This is a genomic window from Brevundimonas sp., assembly GCF_041648615.1.
Classification (GTDB): domain Bacteria; phylum Pseudomonadota; class Alphaproteobacteria; order Caulobacterales; family Caulobacteraceae; genus Brevundimonas.
Window position 1 is genome coordinate 1 of sequence record NZ_JBAZOS010000010.1, and the last position, 15,491, is coordinate 15,491.

The 15,491-nt window shown below is 68.4% G+C and carries 15 protein-coding genes, 1 pseudogene and 1 riboswitch; of the genes and pseudogenes, 10 read left to right on the forward strand and 6 right to left on the reverse strand.

The features are described 5' to 3' along the window. Positions 1 to 473, reverse strand: a pseudogene (locus WC555_RS05900) (secretion protein HlyD); the annotation flags it as partial. Continuing rightward, positions 470 to 1,096, reverse strand: a complete 627-nt coding sequence (locus tag WC555_RS05905; protein WP_373252049.1) for a TetR/AcrR family transcriptional regulator — start codon at positions 1,094 to 1,096, stop codon at positions 470 to 472. The gene WC555_RS05905 and the pseudogene WC555_RS05900, both read right to left, overlap by 4 nt. A gap of 121 nt (positions 1,097 to 1,217) precedes the next feature. Between WC555_RS05905 and cobS the strand changes: the two genes are divergently transcribed. Continuing rightward, entirely contained in the window at positions 1,218 to 2,228 is a 1,011-nt protein-coding gene (gene cobS, locus WC555_RS05910; protein ID WP_373252051.1) for a cobaltochelatase subunit CobS, read from the forward strand. A 37-nt stretch (positions 2,229 to 2,265) separates the two neighbouring features. Here the strand turns inward: cobS and WC555_RS05915 are convergent, their stop codons facing one another. Then, positions 2,266 to 2,841, reverse strand: a complete 576-nt coding sequence (locus WC555_RS05915; RefSeq protein WP_373252052.1) for a DUF2239 family protein — start codon at positions 2,839 to 2,841, stop codon at positions 2,266 to 2,268. Positions 2,842 to 3,176: 335 nt separating this feature from the next. On the opposite strand from WC555_RS05915, the gene WC555_RS05920 reads away from it, so the two are divergent. After that, positions 3,177 to 3,482 (forward strand): CsbD family protein, encoded by a 306-nt coding sequence (locus WC555_RS05920; RefSeq protein ID WP_373252053.1) that lies wholly within the window; start codon positions 3,177 to 3,179, stop codon positions 3,480 to 3,482. A gap of 74 nt (positions 3,483 to 3,556) precedes the next feature. Here WC555_RS05920 and clpA read toward each other — a convergent pair whose 3' ends face one another. Further along, on the reverse strand, positions 3,557 to 5,869 hold the full coding sequence (gene clpA, locus WC555_RS05925; RefSeq protein WP_373252055.1) for an ATP-dependent Clp protease ATP-binding subunit ClpA: 2,313 nt from the start codon (positions 5,867 to 5,869) through the stop codon (positions 3,557 to 3,559). A 12-nt stretch (positions 5,870 to 5,881) separates the two neighbouring features. Further along, positions 5,882 to 6,217 carry an ATP-dependent Clp protease adapter ClpS gene (gene clpS / locus WC555_RS05930; protein WP_300467522.1) on the reverse strand — a complete coding sequence of 112 codons (336 nt, stop codon included), beginning with the start codon at positions 6,215 to 6,217 and terminating at the stop codon, positions 5,882 to 5,884. 176 nt (positions 6,218 to 6,393) lie between these two features. Here clpS and WC555_RS05935 point away from each other — a divergent pair, with 176 nt between their 5' ends. After that, on the forward strand, positions 6,394 to 6,882 hold the full coding sequence (locus WC555_RS05935; RefSeq protein ID WP_373252057.1) for a nuclear transport factor 2 family protein: 489 nt from the start codon (positions 6,394 to 6,396) through the stop codon (positions 6,880 to 6,882). 66 nt (positions 6,883 to 6,948) lie between these two features. On the opposite strand, the gene WC555_RS05940 is transcribed toward WC555_RS05935, so the two are convergent. Beyond that, entirely contained in the window at positions 6,949 to 7,455 is a 507-nt protein-coding gene (locus tag WC555_RS05940; RefSeq protein WP_373252059.1) for a phasin family protein, read from the reverse strand. 285 nt (positions 7,456 to 7,740) lie between these two features. Here WC555_RS05940 and WC555_RS05945 point away from each other — a divergent pair, with 285 nt between their 5' ends. The 7 genes from WC555_RS05945 to WC555_RS05975 all read left to right on the forward strand — a co-directional run bounded on the left by WC555_RS05945 (position 7,741) and on the right by WC555_RS05975 (position 15,360). Next, on the forward strand, positions 7,741 to 9,162 hold the full coding sequence (locus WC555_RS05945) for a D-alanyl-D-alanine carboxypeptidase (protein ID WP_373252062.1): 1,422 nt from the start codon (positions 7,741 to 7,743) through the stop codon (positions 9,160 to 9,162). Between the two features lie 244 nt (positions 9,163 to 9,406). Further along, positions 9,407 to 10,402, forward strand: a complete 996-nt coding sequence (locus WC555_RS05950) for a GGDEF domain-containing protein (protein ID WP_373252064.1) — start codon at positions 9,407 to 9,409, stop codon at positions 10,400 to 10,402. A gap of 204 nt (positions 10,403 to 10,606) precedes the next feature. Beyond that, a complete protein-coding gene (gene rpsF / locus WC555_RS05955; RefSeq protein ID WP_373252066.1) occupies positions 10,607 to 10,999 on the forward strand; it encodes a 30S ribosomal protein S6 in 393 nt (130 codons plus the stop codon). Positions 11,000 to 11,012: 13 nt separating this feature from the next. Further along, complete coding sequence (gene rpsR, locus WC555_RS05960; RefSeq protein ID WP_055828934.1) at positions 11,013 to 11,288, forward strand: 30S ribosomal protein S18; 276 nt, start codon at positions 11,013 to 11,015, stop codon at positions 11,286 to 11,288. 1 nt (position 11,289) lies between these two features. Next, positions 11,290 to 11,874: a 50S ribosomal protein L9 gene (gene rplI, locus WC555_RS05965; RefSeq protein WP_373252067.1), complete on the forward strand. Its 585-nt coding sequence runs from the start codon at positions 11,290 to 11,292 to the stop codon at positions 11,872 to 11,874. 108 nt (positions 11,875 to 11,982) lie between these two features. Further along, positions 11,983 to 12,093: riboswitch (SAM riboswitch) on the forward strand. 281 nt (positions 12,094 to 12,374) lie between these two features. Continuing rightward, the gene (locus WC555_RS05970; RefSeq protein ID WP_373252070.1) at positions 12,375 to 14,789 is read left to right on the forward strand and encodes a TonB-dependent receptor plug domain-containing protein; all 2,415 of its coding nucleotides are present in this window, start codon (positions 12,375 to 12,377) and stop codon (positions 14,787 to 14,789) included. A 190-nt stretch (positions 14,790 to 14,979) separates the two neighbouring features. Then, positions 14,980 to 15,360 carry a hypothetical protein gene (locus tag WC555_RS05975; RefSeq protein ID WP_373252072.1) on the forward strand — a complete coding sequence of 127 codons (381 nt, stop codon included), beginning with the start codon at positions 14,980 to 14,982 and terminating at the stop codon, positions 15,358 to 15,360. Positions 15,361 to 15,491: the final 131 nt, after the last annotated feature.

Here is a 15,491-nt window from a genome sequence, read left to right on the forward strand (position 1 = left end):
GCGTCGCGCGCCGCCCGCACCTGATCCAGCCGGGCCGGGGCGTAGATGCCCTGGCGCACCAGCGGCGCGATGCGCGCATAGTCGGCCTCGGCGACGCGCTCGGTCGCCAGCGCCGCCTGCATCTCGGCGTCGAACACCGACAGCTCCTCGGCGCGCTGGCCCTTCCTGAGGTCCTCGGCCCGGGCCTCGGCCGCGCCGACGGCCGCCGCGGCGCCCGCGGCCTGGGCCCGCTGGACGGCCGGATCGATCAGGAAGGTCCGGCCGCCCGCCGCCACCCGATCGCCCTCGCGCACATACAGGGCCGCCACCGCGCCCGAGACCGGCGCGGCCAGATAGACCCGCTCGCCCTCGATATAGCCGGTCAGGGTCCGCGCCTCGCCGTCGCGCAGGAACAGCAGCCAGACCAGGGCGCCGATCACGGCGATCGCCGCGATCGCCAGCACCGGCCGCAAACCGCGTTTCGGAAGCGTCATGGCCTCATCCCCTTCAGGGCCGTATCCAGATGCTGGTCGGCCAGCTTCACCACGTCGACCGGCTCGGCCCCGACCGGCTCGAAGGTCTCGCGCCAGACCATGGACAGCAACATGGGGCCCATGAGTCCGAAGGCGAACAGCCGCGGATCGCCCGGGCGCACCTCGCCGCGCTCCTGGGCCGCCGCGATCAGGCCGCTGATGAGCCGCAGGCCCGGCTCGATCACCGTCTCGTGCCAGATGGTCGCCAGTTCGGGATGGTTGCGACTTTCGGCGATGACCAGCTTGACCACCCCGCTGATGCGCCGGTCCGTCACGACGGTGCGGGCCAGCAGGCCCAGCGCCATACGCGCGGCGGCTTCGAACGGAACCTCCGCCGAGGCGACCGCCTTCACCCGCTCGATGTTCGGAGAGATGGCGTCGGTCACCACGGCCCGGAACAGGTCGGCCTTGGTCTCGAAATACAGATACAGTGCGCCCTTCGACACCCCGGCCCGCTTCGCCACCTCCTCCAGCCGCGCGGCCTGGAAGCCGCGCTCGGCGAACACCTCCAGCGCGGCCGCGAGGATTTCCGCCGGGCGATCGGCCGGCCGGCGCCGGAATTTGGGCTCGCCAAGGGGAAGCACGATGACGCCTCTAATAACTGACCGGTCAGTTATTACGTTCGAGAGACGCCCGTGTAAAGCGCCGTTCTCCGAAAGGGTTTCGCAGCGGACGCTGGACCCCGCCGCCCCGGTTTTCTAAGGGATGACCATGACCTCCCCGCTCGACGCCACTCCCGATCCCCTGCTGACGCTGGAACCCCATCGCCGCGCCACGGTGCGCGAGATCTTCGGCGTCGATTCCGACATGATCGTGCCGGTCTTCGTCGAGCGCGACAGCCATGTGCCCGAGATCGACGAATCCTACCGCTTCGACCCGCAGACGACCCTGGCCATCTGCGCCGGCTTCGCCTTCGACCGCCGCGTCATGGTCCAGGGCTATCACGGCACCGGAAAGTCGACCCACATCGAGCAGGTCGCCGCCCGGCTGAACTGGCCGACCGTGCGCGTGAACCTCGACAGCCACGTCAGCCGCATCGATCTGGTCGGCAAGGACGCCATCGTCCTCAAGGACGGCAAGCAGATCACGGAATTCCGCGAGGGCATGCTGCCCTGGGCCATCCAGCGCCCGATCGCCCTGGTGTTCGACGAATACGACGCGGGCCGTCCCGATGTGATGTTCGTCATCCAGCGCGTGCTGGAGGCGCAAGGGCGCCTGACCCTGCTGGACCAGAACCGCGTCATCCGCCCCAACAAGTGGTTCCGCCTGTTCTCGACCACCAACACCATCGGCCTGGGCGACACCTCGGGCCTGTATCACGGCACCCAGCAGATCAATCAGGGTCAGATGGACCGCTGGAACATCGTCACCACGCTCAACTACCTCGACCACGACGTCGAGGCCGGCATCGTGGTCGCCAAGGTGCCCGAGTGGAACAACGCCGAGGGCCAGCGCCGCATCGCCGCCATGGTCCGCGTCGCCGATATGACCCGCAACGCCTTCATGAACGGCGACATCTCCACGGTGATGAGCCCGCGCACGGTCATCACCTGGGCCCAGAACGCGATCATCTTCGCGGGCGACGTGGGCCTGGCGTTCCGGCTGACGTTCCTCAACAAGTGCGACGAGCTGGAACGGCCGACGATCGCGGAGTTCTACCAGCGGGCGTTCGGGGAGGACCTGCCGGAGGCGGCGACGCGGGTGAAGGTGGGATAGGGCCTCTTTCCTTCTCCCCTTGCGGGAGAAGGAACGCTCACCCCGCCTCGTTCCGCCAAGCCCCCGCCGCCATCCCGCGCGCCGTCTCCCGCACCCCCTCCGGCCAGCTCTCCACCGCCGCGTCGAACGCCGTCCAGTCGCCGGCGAACAGCATCCGCGTCGCCTCTTCATAGCCGGGCGAATCCCCCGCCATCGCGGTCATGAAGCGGTACGCCGCCTCCTTCGCCTTGCGCGCCCGGTCCGGCCCTTCCGCCTCGCGCAGCGCCCCCTCGACCAGCTTCCGCAACGCCACCGACGCCCCGCCCGGCTGCGCCGCCAGCCAGTCCCAGTGGCGCGGCAGCAGGGTCACCTCGCGCGCCGTGACGCCCAGTTTCGGCCGGCCCGGCCCGCGCTTCTCCGCCCCGGGCGCCGGGATCAGCCGCGCCGTCGCCTCGGCCAGGGTTCCGCGCAGGTCGAGGTCCACCACCCGCCCCGTCGCCAGATCGAACACCAGCGGCGCCGCCGCGGCGCCCGCCGCCGCCTGGATGTCCGCCAGCACCGCCCCCAACGCCCCGCGGGCGATCAGACGGTCGGACGAGAAGACGACGACGGGCAGGTCGATGGACGCGGACATGGCGGATTCCTCGGCGGACGCGGCTGCGTCCGTTTCTGACGTAGGGGCGCCCTGTCCTGCCGCAGCCGGGAAACCCGGCGCCGCAGGGGCGCGGTGAATCGGGCGGACGATCCGGACGGTCCGGACGCTTCGGACGGTGTTTTTCCTCGCCCCGCCCTGACAGGCCGATTTCTACCCGGATCAAATACCTGCCGTCAATATCGCCCGGGCACATTTGGGAAGCGCCGTGACGGCGAAATCATCCGCCGCGGACCTCTTGCCGCAGGAACCGCCGGACCCGACATGCGCTTCCGGTGCAGGCCTCCCCCGCCCTTTCCAGACAAGGATTCCAGACCATGACCGACCAACGCATCGACGGCGCCGCCACCGAACTCGAAGGCAAGGCCCAGTCCGGCCTCGGCCGCCTGACCGGCGACAGCAAGCTTCAGCTCGACGGCAAGATCAATGAGGTCAAGGGCAAGGCGCTGGACGCCTACGGCCGCGTCATCGACGGCCTCGACGGCCTCGTCGAGAAGGCCCCGACCCAGTACCAGGACAAGGCCCGCCAAGGTCTGGACTTCGCCCGCCGCAAGCCGCTGCTGACCACCGGCATCGTCGCCGGCCTGGCCATCCTGCTGGGCGGCCTCGGCCGCCGCCGCTAGGGCGTCCACCGCCCCATAGTCAAAAGGCCCGGGCATCGCTGCCCGGGCCTTTTTCGTTTCCGGCGGTGACCCGATCAGTCCGCGGCCTGGGCCTCGACCGCCTTGACCTGGGCCGCGTTGGGCCCGGCGACGTCGAAGGCGATCTTGCCGTCGGTCAGGGTCACCTTCACATGGCCGCCGCGGGTCAGGCGCCCGAACAGGATGTCGTCGGCCAGCGGCTTCTTGATGTGCTCCTGGATGACCCGGGCCAGAGGCCGCGCGCCGTACAGTTCGTCGAAGCCGTTCTTGGCCAGCCAGTCGGCCGCCTCGTCGGTCAGTTCGATGGTGATGTTCCGGTCCGCCAGCTGGGCCTCCAGCTGGATGATGAACTTCGTGACCACCGACTTGATGGTCCCGGCGTCCAGCGCCTTGAAGGCGACGATGGCGTCGAGGCGGTTGCGGAACTCCGGCGCGAACAGGCGCTGGATGGCCTTGTCGTCCTCGCCCTCGACCTTGCCGCGGCCGAAGCCGATCGAGGCGCGGGCGTTGTCGGCGGCCCCGGCGTTGGTGGTCATGATCAGGATGACGTTCCTGAAATCGACCTTCTTGCCGACCGCGTCTGTCAGCATGCCGTTGTCCATCACCTGCAGCAGGATGTTGTAGACGTCCGGGTGGGCCTTCTCGATCTCGTCGAGCAGGACCACGGCGTGGGGATGCTGGTCGACGGCGTCGGTCAGCAACCCGCCCTGGTCATGGCCGACATAGCCCGGAGGCGCGCCGATCAGCCGGCTGACGGTGTGCCGCTCCATGTATTCCGACATGTCGAAGCGCAGCATCTCGATGCCGAGGGTCGAGGCCAGCTGCTTGGCCACCTCGGTCTTGCCGACGCCCGTCGGGCCGCTGAACAGGAAGGCGCCGATGGGCTTCTGCGGATCGCGCAGGCCGGCCCGGGCCAGTTTCATGGCCGCCGAAACCTGTTCGATCGCCGACGACTGGCCGAAGACGACGCGGTTCAGGTCGGTCTCCAGCTGGCGCAGGCCCTCGGTGTCGGACTTGGAGACCGACTTGGCCGGAATGCGGGCCATGCGGGCGATGACGACCTCGACTTCCTTCTGGCCGATGACCTTCTTCCGCTTCGACTCGGGCAGCAGCATCTGGCTGGCGCCCGCCTCGTCGATCACGTCGATGGCCTTGTCCGGCAGTTTGCGGTCGGTCATGTAGCGGGCCGACAGCTCGACCGCCGTGCGCAGGGCCGCGTCGGTGTAGCGGACCTTGTGGTGGCCCTCGTAGGAGGTCTTCAGTCCCTTGAGGATCTTGACCGTGTCCTCGACCGTCGGCTCGTTGACGTCGATCTTCTGGAAGCGGCGGGCCAGGGCCCGGTCCTTCTCGAAATGCTGGCGGTACTCCTTGTAGGTGGTCGAGCCCATGCAGCGCAGACTGCCGGAAGCCAGCGCCGGCTTCAGCAGGTTGGAGGCGTCCATGGCCCCGCCGCTCGTCGCGCCGGCGCCGATCACCGTGTGGATCTCGTCGATGAACAGGATGGCGTTGTCGTGCGTCTCCAGCTCCTTGACGACCTGTTTCAGCCGCTCCTCGAAGTCGCCGCGATAGCGGGTGCCGGCCAGCAGCGCCCCCATGTCGAGGCTGTAGATGGTGGCGCCCTCCAGCACCTCCGGGACCTCGTGGTTGACGATCTTGCGGGCCAGGCCCTCGGCGATGGCGGTCTTGCCGACGCCGGGGTCGCCGACCAGCAGCGGATTGTTCTTGGTCCGCCGGCACAGGATCTGGATCGCCCGCTCGACCTCGGCGTGACGGCCGATCAGGGGATCGATCTTGCCGTTGCGCGACTTCTCGTTGAGGTCGACGCAATAGGCCTCGAGCGCCTCTCCACCGGTCTTGGCGGCGGCGGCGTCGTCGGCGTCCTCCGGCGAGGCGCCGGCCTTGGCCGGACGCGCGTCGCCCGAACCGCCCGCCTTCTTGGCGATGCCGTGGGCGATGTAGTTGACCGCGTCATAGCGGGTCATGTCCTGCTCCTGCAGGAAGTAGGCGGCGTGGCTTTCGCGCTCGCTGAAGATGGCGACCAGCACGTTCGCGCCGGTGACCTCCTCGCGCCCCGAGCTCTGGACGTGGATGACGGCGCGCTGGATCACCCGCTGGAAGCCGGCCGTGGGCTTGGCGTCCTCGCCGTCGCTGGTGGCCAGGGCCGCCAGATCGGTGTCGACATACAGGGTCAGCGCCGCCTTGAGGTTCACAAGGTCGACGTTGCAGGCGGTCATCACATTGGCCGCGTCGGGGTCGTCGATGAGGGCCAGCAGCAGGTGCTCGAGCGTGGCGTACTCATGCCGGCGCTCGTTGGCGTAGTGCACCGCGCGGTGCAGGGTCTCTTCGAGAGGACGAGAAAACGAGGGCATGGACGGATCCTCTCAGTCTTTTTCCATCGTGCATTGCAGGGGATGCTGGTGGCGGCGGGCGGTCTCGATCACCTGTGCGACCTTTGTTTCGGCCACCTCGTAGGTGAAGACGCCGCAGACCCCGACTCCATGCTGATGCACATGCAGCATGATGCGAGTCGCGGCCTCACGGTCCTTCTGAAAGAACCGCTCCAGCACATAGACGACGAATTCCATCGGCGTGTAGTCGTCGTTCAGGATCAGCACCCGGTACAGCGAGGGCTTCTGAAGTTTCGGCTTGGTCTCGGTGACGGTGGCGGCGCCGAGGCCTCCATCGTTCTGTTCACCTGGCCTGCGTGTCGGCGGCATTCGTGGTCCAATTTCGGGGAGTAGATGGATCAGATAGGGAATGATGGCCTGATTTACAGGGGCGTCCAGTCACAGCTTGCGTGACGAGAGCGGATGACCAAAGATTCACGGGACTCGGGGTCTTCCGGGGCACAGGCTCGGCCTGACCGTCCGTGCGACGCCGGAACCGAAAGCCCATGTCCCTTTCCGCCCTGCTGGCTACACTCGCCATGCTCCAGACGCCGGCCGTCGCCATTCCGGACCAGCCCCTGCTGGCCGAGACGATCGCCGCGCGCGACACGGCCCTGTTCGCGGTGATGTTTGATCAGTGCGATCCGGCCGCACTGGCGGACCTGGTCACCGAGGATCTGGAATTCTATCATGACCGCGGCGGCCGGATGGCCACCCGCGCCGCCTTCGTGGAGGACTATCGGGGCGCCTGCGAAGCCCGGAAAGCGCCCGATGCCTTCCGGTCACGGCGCGAGCTGGTGGCGGGTTCGATGCGGACCTACGCCATCCCTGGCTTCGGCGCTGTCGAGGAAGGCAGCCACGTCTTCTATGAGCGTCAGGGCGACGGGCCTGAAAAACTGGTCGGCCGGGCCCGGTTCTCGGTGTTGTGGAAGCTGGACGACGGTGTCTGGCGCCTGTCCCGCGCGTTCAGCATCGACCACGCCGCGGTGGAATAGCGGGCAGCAAAAAGGCCCCGGCGCTTCCGCCGGGGCCCTCGCTTTACGCTTACTGAACTCTCAGGCTTAACGGGCGGCCTGGAACTTTTCGACCGAGGCGGTGACGCGCTCGTTGATCGGCTGGAAGCTGTTCTTGACCGAGGCGGTCAGGACGTCCGTCGCCTTGGTGACTTCAGCCAGATAGGCTTCGGTCGCCGACTTGGCCCAGGTCGTCTGCAGTTCGAGCAGCTCCTGGATCGAACGGGCCTGCGACATCGACTGGGCGGCGGCGACGCCGTCTTCCCACGACTTCTTGGTGAAGGCGGCGGTCTGGGCCGACAGGGCCTCGACGCCCTTCTGGGCGGCGGTCGCCGAGGCGACGAGGGCTTCCAGGTTCTGCTTGCCCTGGGCGTTCAGCTCGCTGATGCCGGCGGCCGACTTGTCGGCGACTTCGCGGAACGCCTTGGCGCCGGCGGCCTGGGCCTGTTCGGCGTTGGCCTGGAACGTGGCCTGGGCCTTCTCGGCCGAAGCCTTGACGGTGGTGGCGGCGGTTTCGACGGTCTTCTTGACGGTCTCGGCGGTGTTGTCAGCCATGATAAGTCTCCTGAACCTGTTCGCGGTCGGGGGACCGCCTGGAATGTCTGGCGCGACGAACGAGTCCATCGCGGCAGGACGTTATATGGTGCAGGTGCGAAGGCGGGTCAAGAGTTTTTGTGCAGTGCACAATAAGTTCACGTTGGCCGCCTGACAGGCGAAGCCGCTTCACAAAACCGTTGACGGCTTGTTTACCCTCACGAAACCCCGATGACGCATGTTAGCCTTTCGTCAGCGTCGCGTGGTGGGGCCGCCGTCGCGCTCAATGTCTTGTGAGGCCTGCCTTTGTCGATCTCCGCCCTGATCCGCCGCGGATGGCTTTCGTTGATGCTGGTGGCCGCCCTGGCCCTGACGCCGACGACCGCCCCCCTGGTCGCCCAGTCCTCGGACAACGCCCGGTACGCCGCCATCGTCGTGGACGCCGAGTCCGGCGAGGTGCTGTTCTCACGGTATGCCGATGAACGCCGCTTCCCCGCGTCCATCACCAAGGTCATGACCCTGTACCTGGCGTTCGAGGCGCTGGCGGAAGGCAAGGCCGAACTGGACGACGTGCTGACGGTTTCCCCGCGCGCCGCCAGCCAGCCGCCCTCCAAGCTGGGCCTCGGAGCCGGACAGACCATCACCCTGGACGACGCCATGCGCGCCACGGCCGTGCGCAGCGCCAACGACATGGCCATGGCGATCGCGGAACACATCGGCGGCTCGCAGGAGCGCTTCGCCGCCATGTCCACACGCAAGGCCCGCGAGCTGGGCATGACCCGGACCAATTACGTCAATCCGAACGGCCTGCCCGACAGCCGCCAGACGACCTCGGCGCGCGATCTGGCGATCCTGGCCCGCGCCGTCATGCGCGACTATCCGCAATATTACCGGTATTTCGGCCAGCACGACTGGGTCTACCAGGGACGCGAATACCGCAATACCAACGGCCTGCTGCGCAGCGGCGCCGGGTATGACGGCATGAAGACCGGCTACACCAACGCCTCGGGCTACAATCTGGCGGCTTCGTCGGTGCGGGACGGCAAGCGGCTGATCACCATCGTGCTGGGCGGCCGTTCGACCGCCAGCCGCAACGCCCATGTCGCCGCCCTTATGGACACCGGCTTCGATGTCGAACGCGCCCGCGCGCGGGGCGAGACCATCCAGATCGCCCAGACCTATTTCGAGTCCCGCGGCTTCGGCCTCGGCCCGGAGTCGTCGGGAGGGGTTGAATACGCCTCGGCCGCCACCGAGGACGATTCGACCGACATCGGCGCCGAGGGCGTCGCCTATACCGCCGTGGTCGCCGCCCAGCCTCAGCCGACGCGGATCACCCCGGCGCCGTCCGAGGTCCGCCCGCCCGCGACGGTCCAGCGGGCCGAGGTCCGGACGACCGCCGACCTGACGGCGTCGCTGAACGGCGGCGCCGCTCCACGCGCCACGGCCGCACCCGCCCGTCCCGCTGCGCGCCCGCCGGCCCGCCCCCCCGCCGGCCGATGGTCGGTCCAGGTCGGCGCCTTCCGCGACGAAGCCGTGGCGAGCAACTGGCTGACCGAGGTCAACCGCCGCTTCCGCGCACAGTTCGCCTCGGCTGAACGCACCGTCCAGAATGCAGAGGGCTGGTACCGGTCCCGCTTCACCGGCATGACCGAACAGGCCGCCCAGGGCGCCTGCGCGGCCCTGGCCGAGCGGCGCGTCACCTGCATGGTCGTGCGCCCGCAGGAATAGGCGGTCCGGACATCGGAAGTCTGCCCAGGACGCGTCTGATCGATCCGATGTGTCGGCGGGGTTCGCCTCACTGACCTTCGTCCGGCGACCGAGGCGGCACGCCAGGGCCGCTCTGCCTTCCGGCCACGGGACCGATCGGCTGGCTTTCGCTTCGTCCCTGCGGACCGTCGTTCACCATAGGCGTAAGCCGACGCTTAAGCAGCCGGGCGCACCCTTGAGGTTTGGGGTATGGTGTGGAGGCCCAATGGCTCCGTCCTACGTCCGTCGCCTGTTCGACCGCCTGTTCAACCGCGCCTCGCGCGCCGACCGGGACTCCGAAGCCGATCTGAAACTGCTGGTGGAGAACAGCCGCGATGTCCTGTGCCGGTTGGGGCCGGACTTTCTGATCCGCTATTGCTCGCCTTCGGCCATGGCGGTTCTGGGTCGATCTCCGGAAGAACTGATCGGCCGCCGCCCTTCGTCGTTCGTGCTTGAAGAAGATCGCCCGATCATCGCGGCGGTGGCCCGGAGCGTGGCGGCGGGCGAAGAGGTCGAGCCTACCATCGTCCGGGTCCCGCGGCCCGATGGCGGCATGATCTGGGCCGAAACCACAGCGCGCACCCTGCGCGACCCGGTCACCGGCCAGCACACCGAGATCATCATGGCGTTGCGCGACGTCTCCGAGCGGCAGGCGTTGCAGCGCCGGCTGGAGCGCGAGGCCACCACGGACAGTCTGACCGGCCTGGCCAACCGGCGGGCGTTCGACGAATCCCTTGAACGGGAATGGGCGCGCGCCGTGCGCAATGACAGCGAGCTGTCGCTGATCCTGCTGGATGTCGATCACTTCAAGCAGTTCAACGACCGCTATGGACATCATGCGGGCGACGCCTGCCTTCGCGACGTCGCCGGTGCGGTGCGGAATGTCGTGCGGCGCCCCGGCGATCTGGCCGCACGCTACGGCGGCGAGGAAATCGCCGTCATCCTGCCGCGCACGCCGGGCCCGGGCGCCGCCAAGGTGGCGGAGGCGCTGCGGCTCGCCGTCCAGGGTCTGGGCATCCCCCACGTCGACAGCGCCTGCGGGGTCCTGACCCTCAGCCTCGGCGCCGCCACGGCCACGGGGACGGTCGGCCGGGCCATCGCCATGCCCGATGGCCTGTTGATCGGCGCGGACGGGGCCCTGTATCGGGCCAAGCACAAGGGCCGGAACCGGGTCGAGACCGTCACCCTGCTGCCGCCGAAGCGCGGGGCCAACGCCGCCTGATCGCCGGGGCCCGCCACGCCGGGCCACGCGCGCCTTGCCCCGTCGGCCCTTTTCCCCTATACGCGCCGCCTTTCCAGGGCTTCGGTCCTGGCTGCGGAGCTCCAAAGGGTTCGGGAAGTCATCCCGGCCGCCGCGCCAGGATCCATCGTGGGAGAGGACTTACCCGGTCCCCTCGCGCCGACGCCCTACAAGGGAGACTACCGCATGGCTCTTTACGAGCACACGGTCATGTCGCGCCAGGATATCAGCGCGCAACAGGCCGAAGCGCTGAACGACACCATCAAGGGCTTGATCGAAGCCGGCGGCGGCACCGTCGCCAAGATCGAGTACTGGGGTCTGCGCAACCTGACCTATCGGGTCAAAAAGAACCGCAAGGCGCACTATTCGCTGCTCGCCGTCGACTGCCCGCCCGCCGCCATGGCCGAAGTGGAACGTCAGCTGTCGATCAACGAGGACGTCCTTCGCTGGCTGACCGTCCGCGTCGAGGAACTCGACCTGGAACTGTCGCCCCTGCTGGCCCGCCGCGAGCGCGAGCGCGAACGTGAGCGCGAGCGCACCCCGCGCGACGACGCCCCCGCCGCCGAAGCTGCATTCTAAGGGAACCCGGAACATGACCGACACCACCGCCCCGTCGCCGGGCGCGCCGGCCGGCTCCGGCCCGGCCCGCCGCCCCTTCTATCGCCGCCGCAAGGTGTGCCCGTTCACGGGCCCGCAAGCGCCGAAGATCGACTACAAGGACGTCAAGCTGCTGCAACGCTACATCAGCGAACGCGGCAAGATCGTCCCTTCGCGCATCACGGCCGTTTCCCAGATCAAGCAACGCGAACTGGCCAAGGCCATCAAGCGCGCCCGCTATCTGGCCCTCCTGCCCTATGTGGTGAAGTAAGATGAAGGTCGTTCTGCTTGAGCGCGTCGAGAATCTCGGCGCCATCGGCGACGTCGTGTCCGTCAAGGACGGCTTCGCCCGTAACTTCCTTCTGCCGCGCGACAAGGCCCGTCGGGCCACGTCGGCGAACCTGAAGGCGTTCGAACTCGACCGCGCCGCCATCGAGGCCCGCAACGAGAAGAACAAGGCCGACGCCGGCTCGATCGGCTCCAAGATCGACGGCCAGACCTATGTCATGATCCGGCAAGCCGGTGAGACGGGTCAGCTGTACGGTTCGGTCGCCGCGCGCGACATCGTCGAGGCCGTCGTGGCCGAAGGCGGCAAGGTCGAGCGTAGCCAGATCGTGCTCAACACCCCGATCAAGACGCTGGGCGTTCACGAGATCACCGTGCGTCTGCACGCGGAAGTCTCGGCCACCGTCAAGATCAACATCGCCCGCTCGGCCGACGAAGCCGAACGTCAGGCGAAGGGCGAGGACGTGATCAAGGCCGCCTATGACGAGGACCGCGAAGCGGCCCTCGAACAGGCCAAGGACATGGTCGCCGGCGGCGCCGGCCAGCAGGACGGTCTCGGTTCGGAAGCCTGAATCCGGCCTGATGCCTGAAAGTCACGGCGGCGCGGGGGAAACCCCGCGCCGCCGCACTTTTTTCCGACACGGACTTGATCCGTTTGTGACGCATCGCAATATCGCATCTGCTCATCGAGACCGGCTGAGGGATAGGCCCTTTGACGTCGGGGCAACCTGCGGACCTCCGTAAGGTGCCAACTCCTTCGGGACCCCTCCCCGGGTCGCGGCAGATGAGAGGACGGGCGACGCCCGGACTCCCCCTCATCCGTCACCGAGGCGGTTCCCGATCGAGCGGGAGACGACCATGCGTGACTCCGCGCTCCGCCCCCGGACCCTCCTCGCCGCAGGCCTGCGCGCGCGTTGCACCGGGCCGATGCGATGTCGACGTTCGCTGTAACCGGCTGATCGTCGCCCGGCCCTCGCGCCGGACCTGAACCTTCCACAATCGCAGAACCCGACACCGACGGTCGCCGCGCGCGACGCCGTGCGGAAACTTGCGTCCCATCGGGAAACAGACCATGACCCAGACCCCCTTCCGCATCGCCCTGTCCGCGGCCGTGTCCGCCTCCGCCCTGATCGCCGGCGCGGCCTCGGCCCAGTCCGCACCCCAGTCTCCGCCCCGGGACGACACGACCGTCATCGACGAGGTCGTCGTCACCGGCACACGAACGCCCAACCGCTCGCGGCTGGACACGCTGTCGCCGGTCGACGTCGTGACGTCGGAAGACCTCCGGAACCGCGGCACCACCGAACTGGCCGCGGCCCTCGCCCAGGCCGTGCCGTCGCTGACCTTCCAGCGGCCCTCCGTCGTTGACGGGACGGACTCCATCCGCCCGGCGACCTTGCGCGGCCTGTCGCCCGACCAGACGCTGGTGCTGGTCAACGGGACGCGCCGGCACGCCTCGGCCCTGGTCAACGTCAACGGCTCGGTCGGGCGCGGCTCGGCGGCCGTGGACCTGAACACCATCCCCACCGGGGCGCTGGACCGGATCGAGGTGCTGCGCGACGGGGCCTCGGCCCAGTATGGGTCGGACGCCATCGCCGGGGTCGTGAACCTGCGCCTGCGCGAGGCTTCGAGCGGCGGCGGCGCGACCTTCACCGCCGGCCAGTACTACACTACGATCGACACGGCCCGGACCGGGGGCCGCGATGAAGAGGACGGCGGGACCCTGACCGCCTCGGGCTGGCAGGGCTTCGGCCTCGGCGTGGAGGGCTTCCTGACCCTCAGCGCGGAATATCTGCAGCGCGATCCGACCAACCGCGCCGACATCGATCCGCGCGTCACCCCCAACGCCGTCACCGCCCGCTTCGGCGATCCGGAGGTCGAGCAATGGACCGTCTTCGCCAACGCCGGCGCGCCGCTCGGCAATGGCTGGGAGGCCTATGGCTGGGCCGGCTATCAGAACCGCGACAGCGAAAGCGCGGCCTTCCCGCGTCTGGCCAACAATACGAACAACGTCGTCGCCCTCTATCCGAACGGCTTCCTGCCGAAGATCGCCATCAATTCGCAGGACCTGTCGCTGGCGGGCGGACTGCGCGGCGAGGTCGGCGGATGGCAGGCCGACGTCAACCTGGTCTACGGCCGCAACGCCCTGGATTTCCGCACCGAAGAGTCCCTGAACGCGACCTATGGCGCGGCCTCCCCGACCAGTTTCGATTCCGGCTCGCTGATCTATGACCAGCTGGTCCTCGGCGTCGATCTCAGCCGTCAGTACGAGGTCGGCCTGTACGCCCCCGTCAACGTCGCCGCCGGACTGGAGGCGCGCCGCGAGGGCTACGAAATTCAGGCAGGTCAGCCGGAATCCTACAATCGCGGGCCTCTGGGCGGGAACACGGCCCTCGCCGGGGGCGCCCAGGGCTTCGTGGGCTTCCAGCCGTCGAATGAGGTGGACGAGGATCGCACCGCCGTCGGCGTCTATCTGGATGTCGAGGCGCCGGTGACCGAACAGTTCACCGTCGCGGGCGCGGTCCGGTTCGAGGACTATTCCGACTTTGGGACCGCGACCACAGGCAAGGTTTCGGCCCGCTACGACTTCACCCCGGCCTTCGCCCTGCGCGGTTCGGTCTCGACCGGCTTCCGGGCCCCGTCGCTGCAGCAGTCGTATTTCACCTCGACCGCCTCGGTGATCCAGAACGGCGCCGTGGTCGAAACCGGCACCTTCCCGGCCACCAGCCCGGTCGCGGCGGTGCTGGGCGCCGAGCCGCTGGATGCCGAGACCTCGACCAACTACACTCTGGGCGCCGTCCTCCGGCTGGGCGATTTCGACCTGACGGTCGACGCCTACCAGATCGACATCGAGGACCAGATCGTTCTGTCGGAGAATATCAACCGCAGCTTCAGCCCGCAGGTCGCCTCGCTGCTGGACCCCCTGGGCATCCAGGCGGCGCGCTTCTTCCTGAACGGCGTCGACACGACCACCAAGGGCGTCGACGTGGTCGCCCGCTACCGCCTGAGCACCGAAGCCCAGGGCGATTTCAACTTCACCGTGGCGGCCAATTTCAACGACGTCGAGGTCACCCGCGTCCCGACCTCGTCATCGGTGCTCAACCCCGTGCCGCCGCTGTTCGCGCGCAGCCGGATCGAGACCATCCAGCAGGGCACGCCGGACGCGAAGGTCTCGGGCAACGCCGACTGGAGCTACGGGAAATGGGGTCTGACGGCGCGGGCCACCTACTATGGCGACGTCCTTCAGCCCGGCACGACCCCGGCCACGGACTATTCCACCGGCGAGAAGACCGTCTTCGACTTCGAGGGCCGCTTCCAGCCCAATGAGCGGGTCACCCTGGCCCTGGGCGTCGACAACGCCTTCGACGAGTATCCGGAAGCCGTGCCCACCGCCCTGAACAGCAACGGCGTGCTGGGCTTCCCCTTCTACTCGCCGTTCGGGTTCAACGGACGCTTCGTCTACGCCCGCGTCGGCCTGAACTGGTGAGCACCGGCGACGAAAGCCGACGGGGCGACTTCCGGTAGAGGACCTGAAGCCGGCCTGGATGGCTGATTCACGAGGCGGCGCGGGCCCGGTCCGCGCCGCCTTCTCGCCGCGCGGCGCCCATTCATCGAGCGTTCAGCAAAGCTTGCGCTTCATCCGCCCCACGTCGGCGTCCGGCGAACGGGAGGAACGAATGAAGCGGCTCGCATCGGTATTGTTCGTGGCGGGCGTTCTGCTCGCGCCAGGCGCCGCCGGGGCGCAAGCCTCCCGCACCCTGGACGGCGTCGTCACCGAGGCGAACCGCATCCCGATGAATGCGACATCGGCGCTGCGCCCCAGCGCGCACCGGCTCAAGGGCGAGGTCCAGCGCGCGTTCGGCGCCGTCCGCGGCGAGATTCAGACCGCCCGCGCCGGTGGGCGCAGACCCCCCGCCTGTCCGCCTGAAACCATCAGCCTCAATCCGCAGCAGTTGCTGGGCTTCCTCAACGCCATCCCGCAGGAGCGCCGTCAGCGCATGACGGTCACCGACGGCATTCGCACCTGGATGGCCAGCCGCTATCCCTGCCCCGCCTGAGCCGTTCCAGCGTGACCGTTAACTGATCCGACTACGGAATTCCGGAGCATCCACAGAGGCGGTCTGTTGTCCCCGATCACGGATGCGTCCAAGCATGACGTACCGGTCGTTTAGGGGCACTGGATGCCTCC

What these genes read in the sequence shown, in the direction of transcription:
- cobS (WP_373252051.1), top strand. Translation starts at nt 1,218, where the DNA reads ATGACCATGACCTCCCCGCTCGACGCCACTCCCGATCCCCTGCTGACG.
- WC555_RS05915 (WP_373252052.1), bottom strand. Translation starts at nt 2,841, where the DNA reads ATGTCCGCGTCCATCGACCTGCCCGTCGTCGTCTTCTCGTCCGACCGT.
- WC555_RS05920 (WP_373252053.1), top strand. Translation starts at nt 3,177, where the DNA reads ATGACCGACCAACGCATCGACGGCGCCGCCACCGAACTCGAAGGCAAG.
- clpA (WP_373252055.1), bottom strand. Translation starts at nt 5,869, where the DNA reads ATGCCCTCGTTTTCTCGTCCTCTCGAAGAGACCCTGCACCGCGCGGTG.
- clpS (WP_300467522.1), bottom strand. Translation starts at nt 6,217, where the DNA reads ATGCCGCCGACACGCAGGCCAGGTGAACAGAACGATGGAGGCCTCGGC.
- WC555_RS05935 (WP_373252057.1), top strand. Translation starts at nt 6,394, where the DNA reads ATGTCCCTTTCCGCCCTGCTGGCTACACTCGCCATGCTCCAGACGCCG.
- WC555_RS05940 (WP_373252059.1), bottom strand. Translation starts at nt 7,455, where the DNA reads ATGGCTGACAACACCGCCGAGACCGTCAAGAAGACCGTCGAAACCGCC.
- WC555_RS05950 (WP_373252064.1), top strand. Translation starts at nt 9,407, where the DNA reads ATGGCTCCGTCCTACGTCCGTCGCCTGTTCGACCGCCTGTTCAACCGC.
- rpsF (WP_373252066.1), top strand. Translation starts at nt 10,607, where the DNA reads ATGGCTCTTTACGAGCACACGGTCATGTCGCGCCAGGATATCAGCGCG.
- rpsR (WP_055828934.1), top strand. Translation starts at nt 11,013, where the DNA reads ATGACCGACACCACCGCCCCGTCGCCGGGCGCGCCGGCCGGCTCCGGC.
- rplI (WP_373252067.1), top strand. Translation starts at nt 11,290, where the DNA reads ATGAAGGTCGTTCTGCTTGAGCGCGTCGAGAATCTCGGCGCCATCGGC.
- WC555_RS05970 (WP_373252070.1), top strand. Translation starts at nt 12,375, where the DNA reads ATGACCCAGACCCCCTTCCGCATCGCCCTGTCCGCGGCCGTGTCCGCC.
- WC555_RS05975 (WP_373252072.1), top strand. Translation starts at nt 14,980, where the DNA reads ATGAAGCGGCTCGCATCGGTATTGTTCGTGGCGGGCGTTCTGCTCGCG.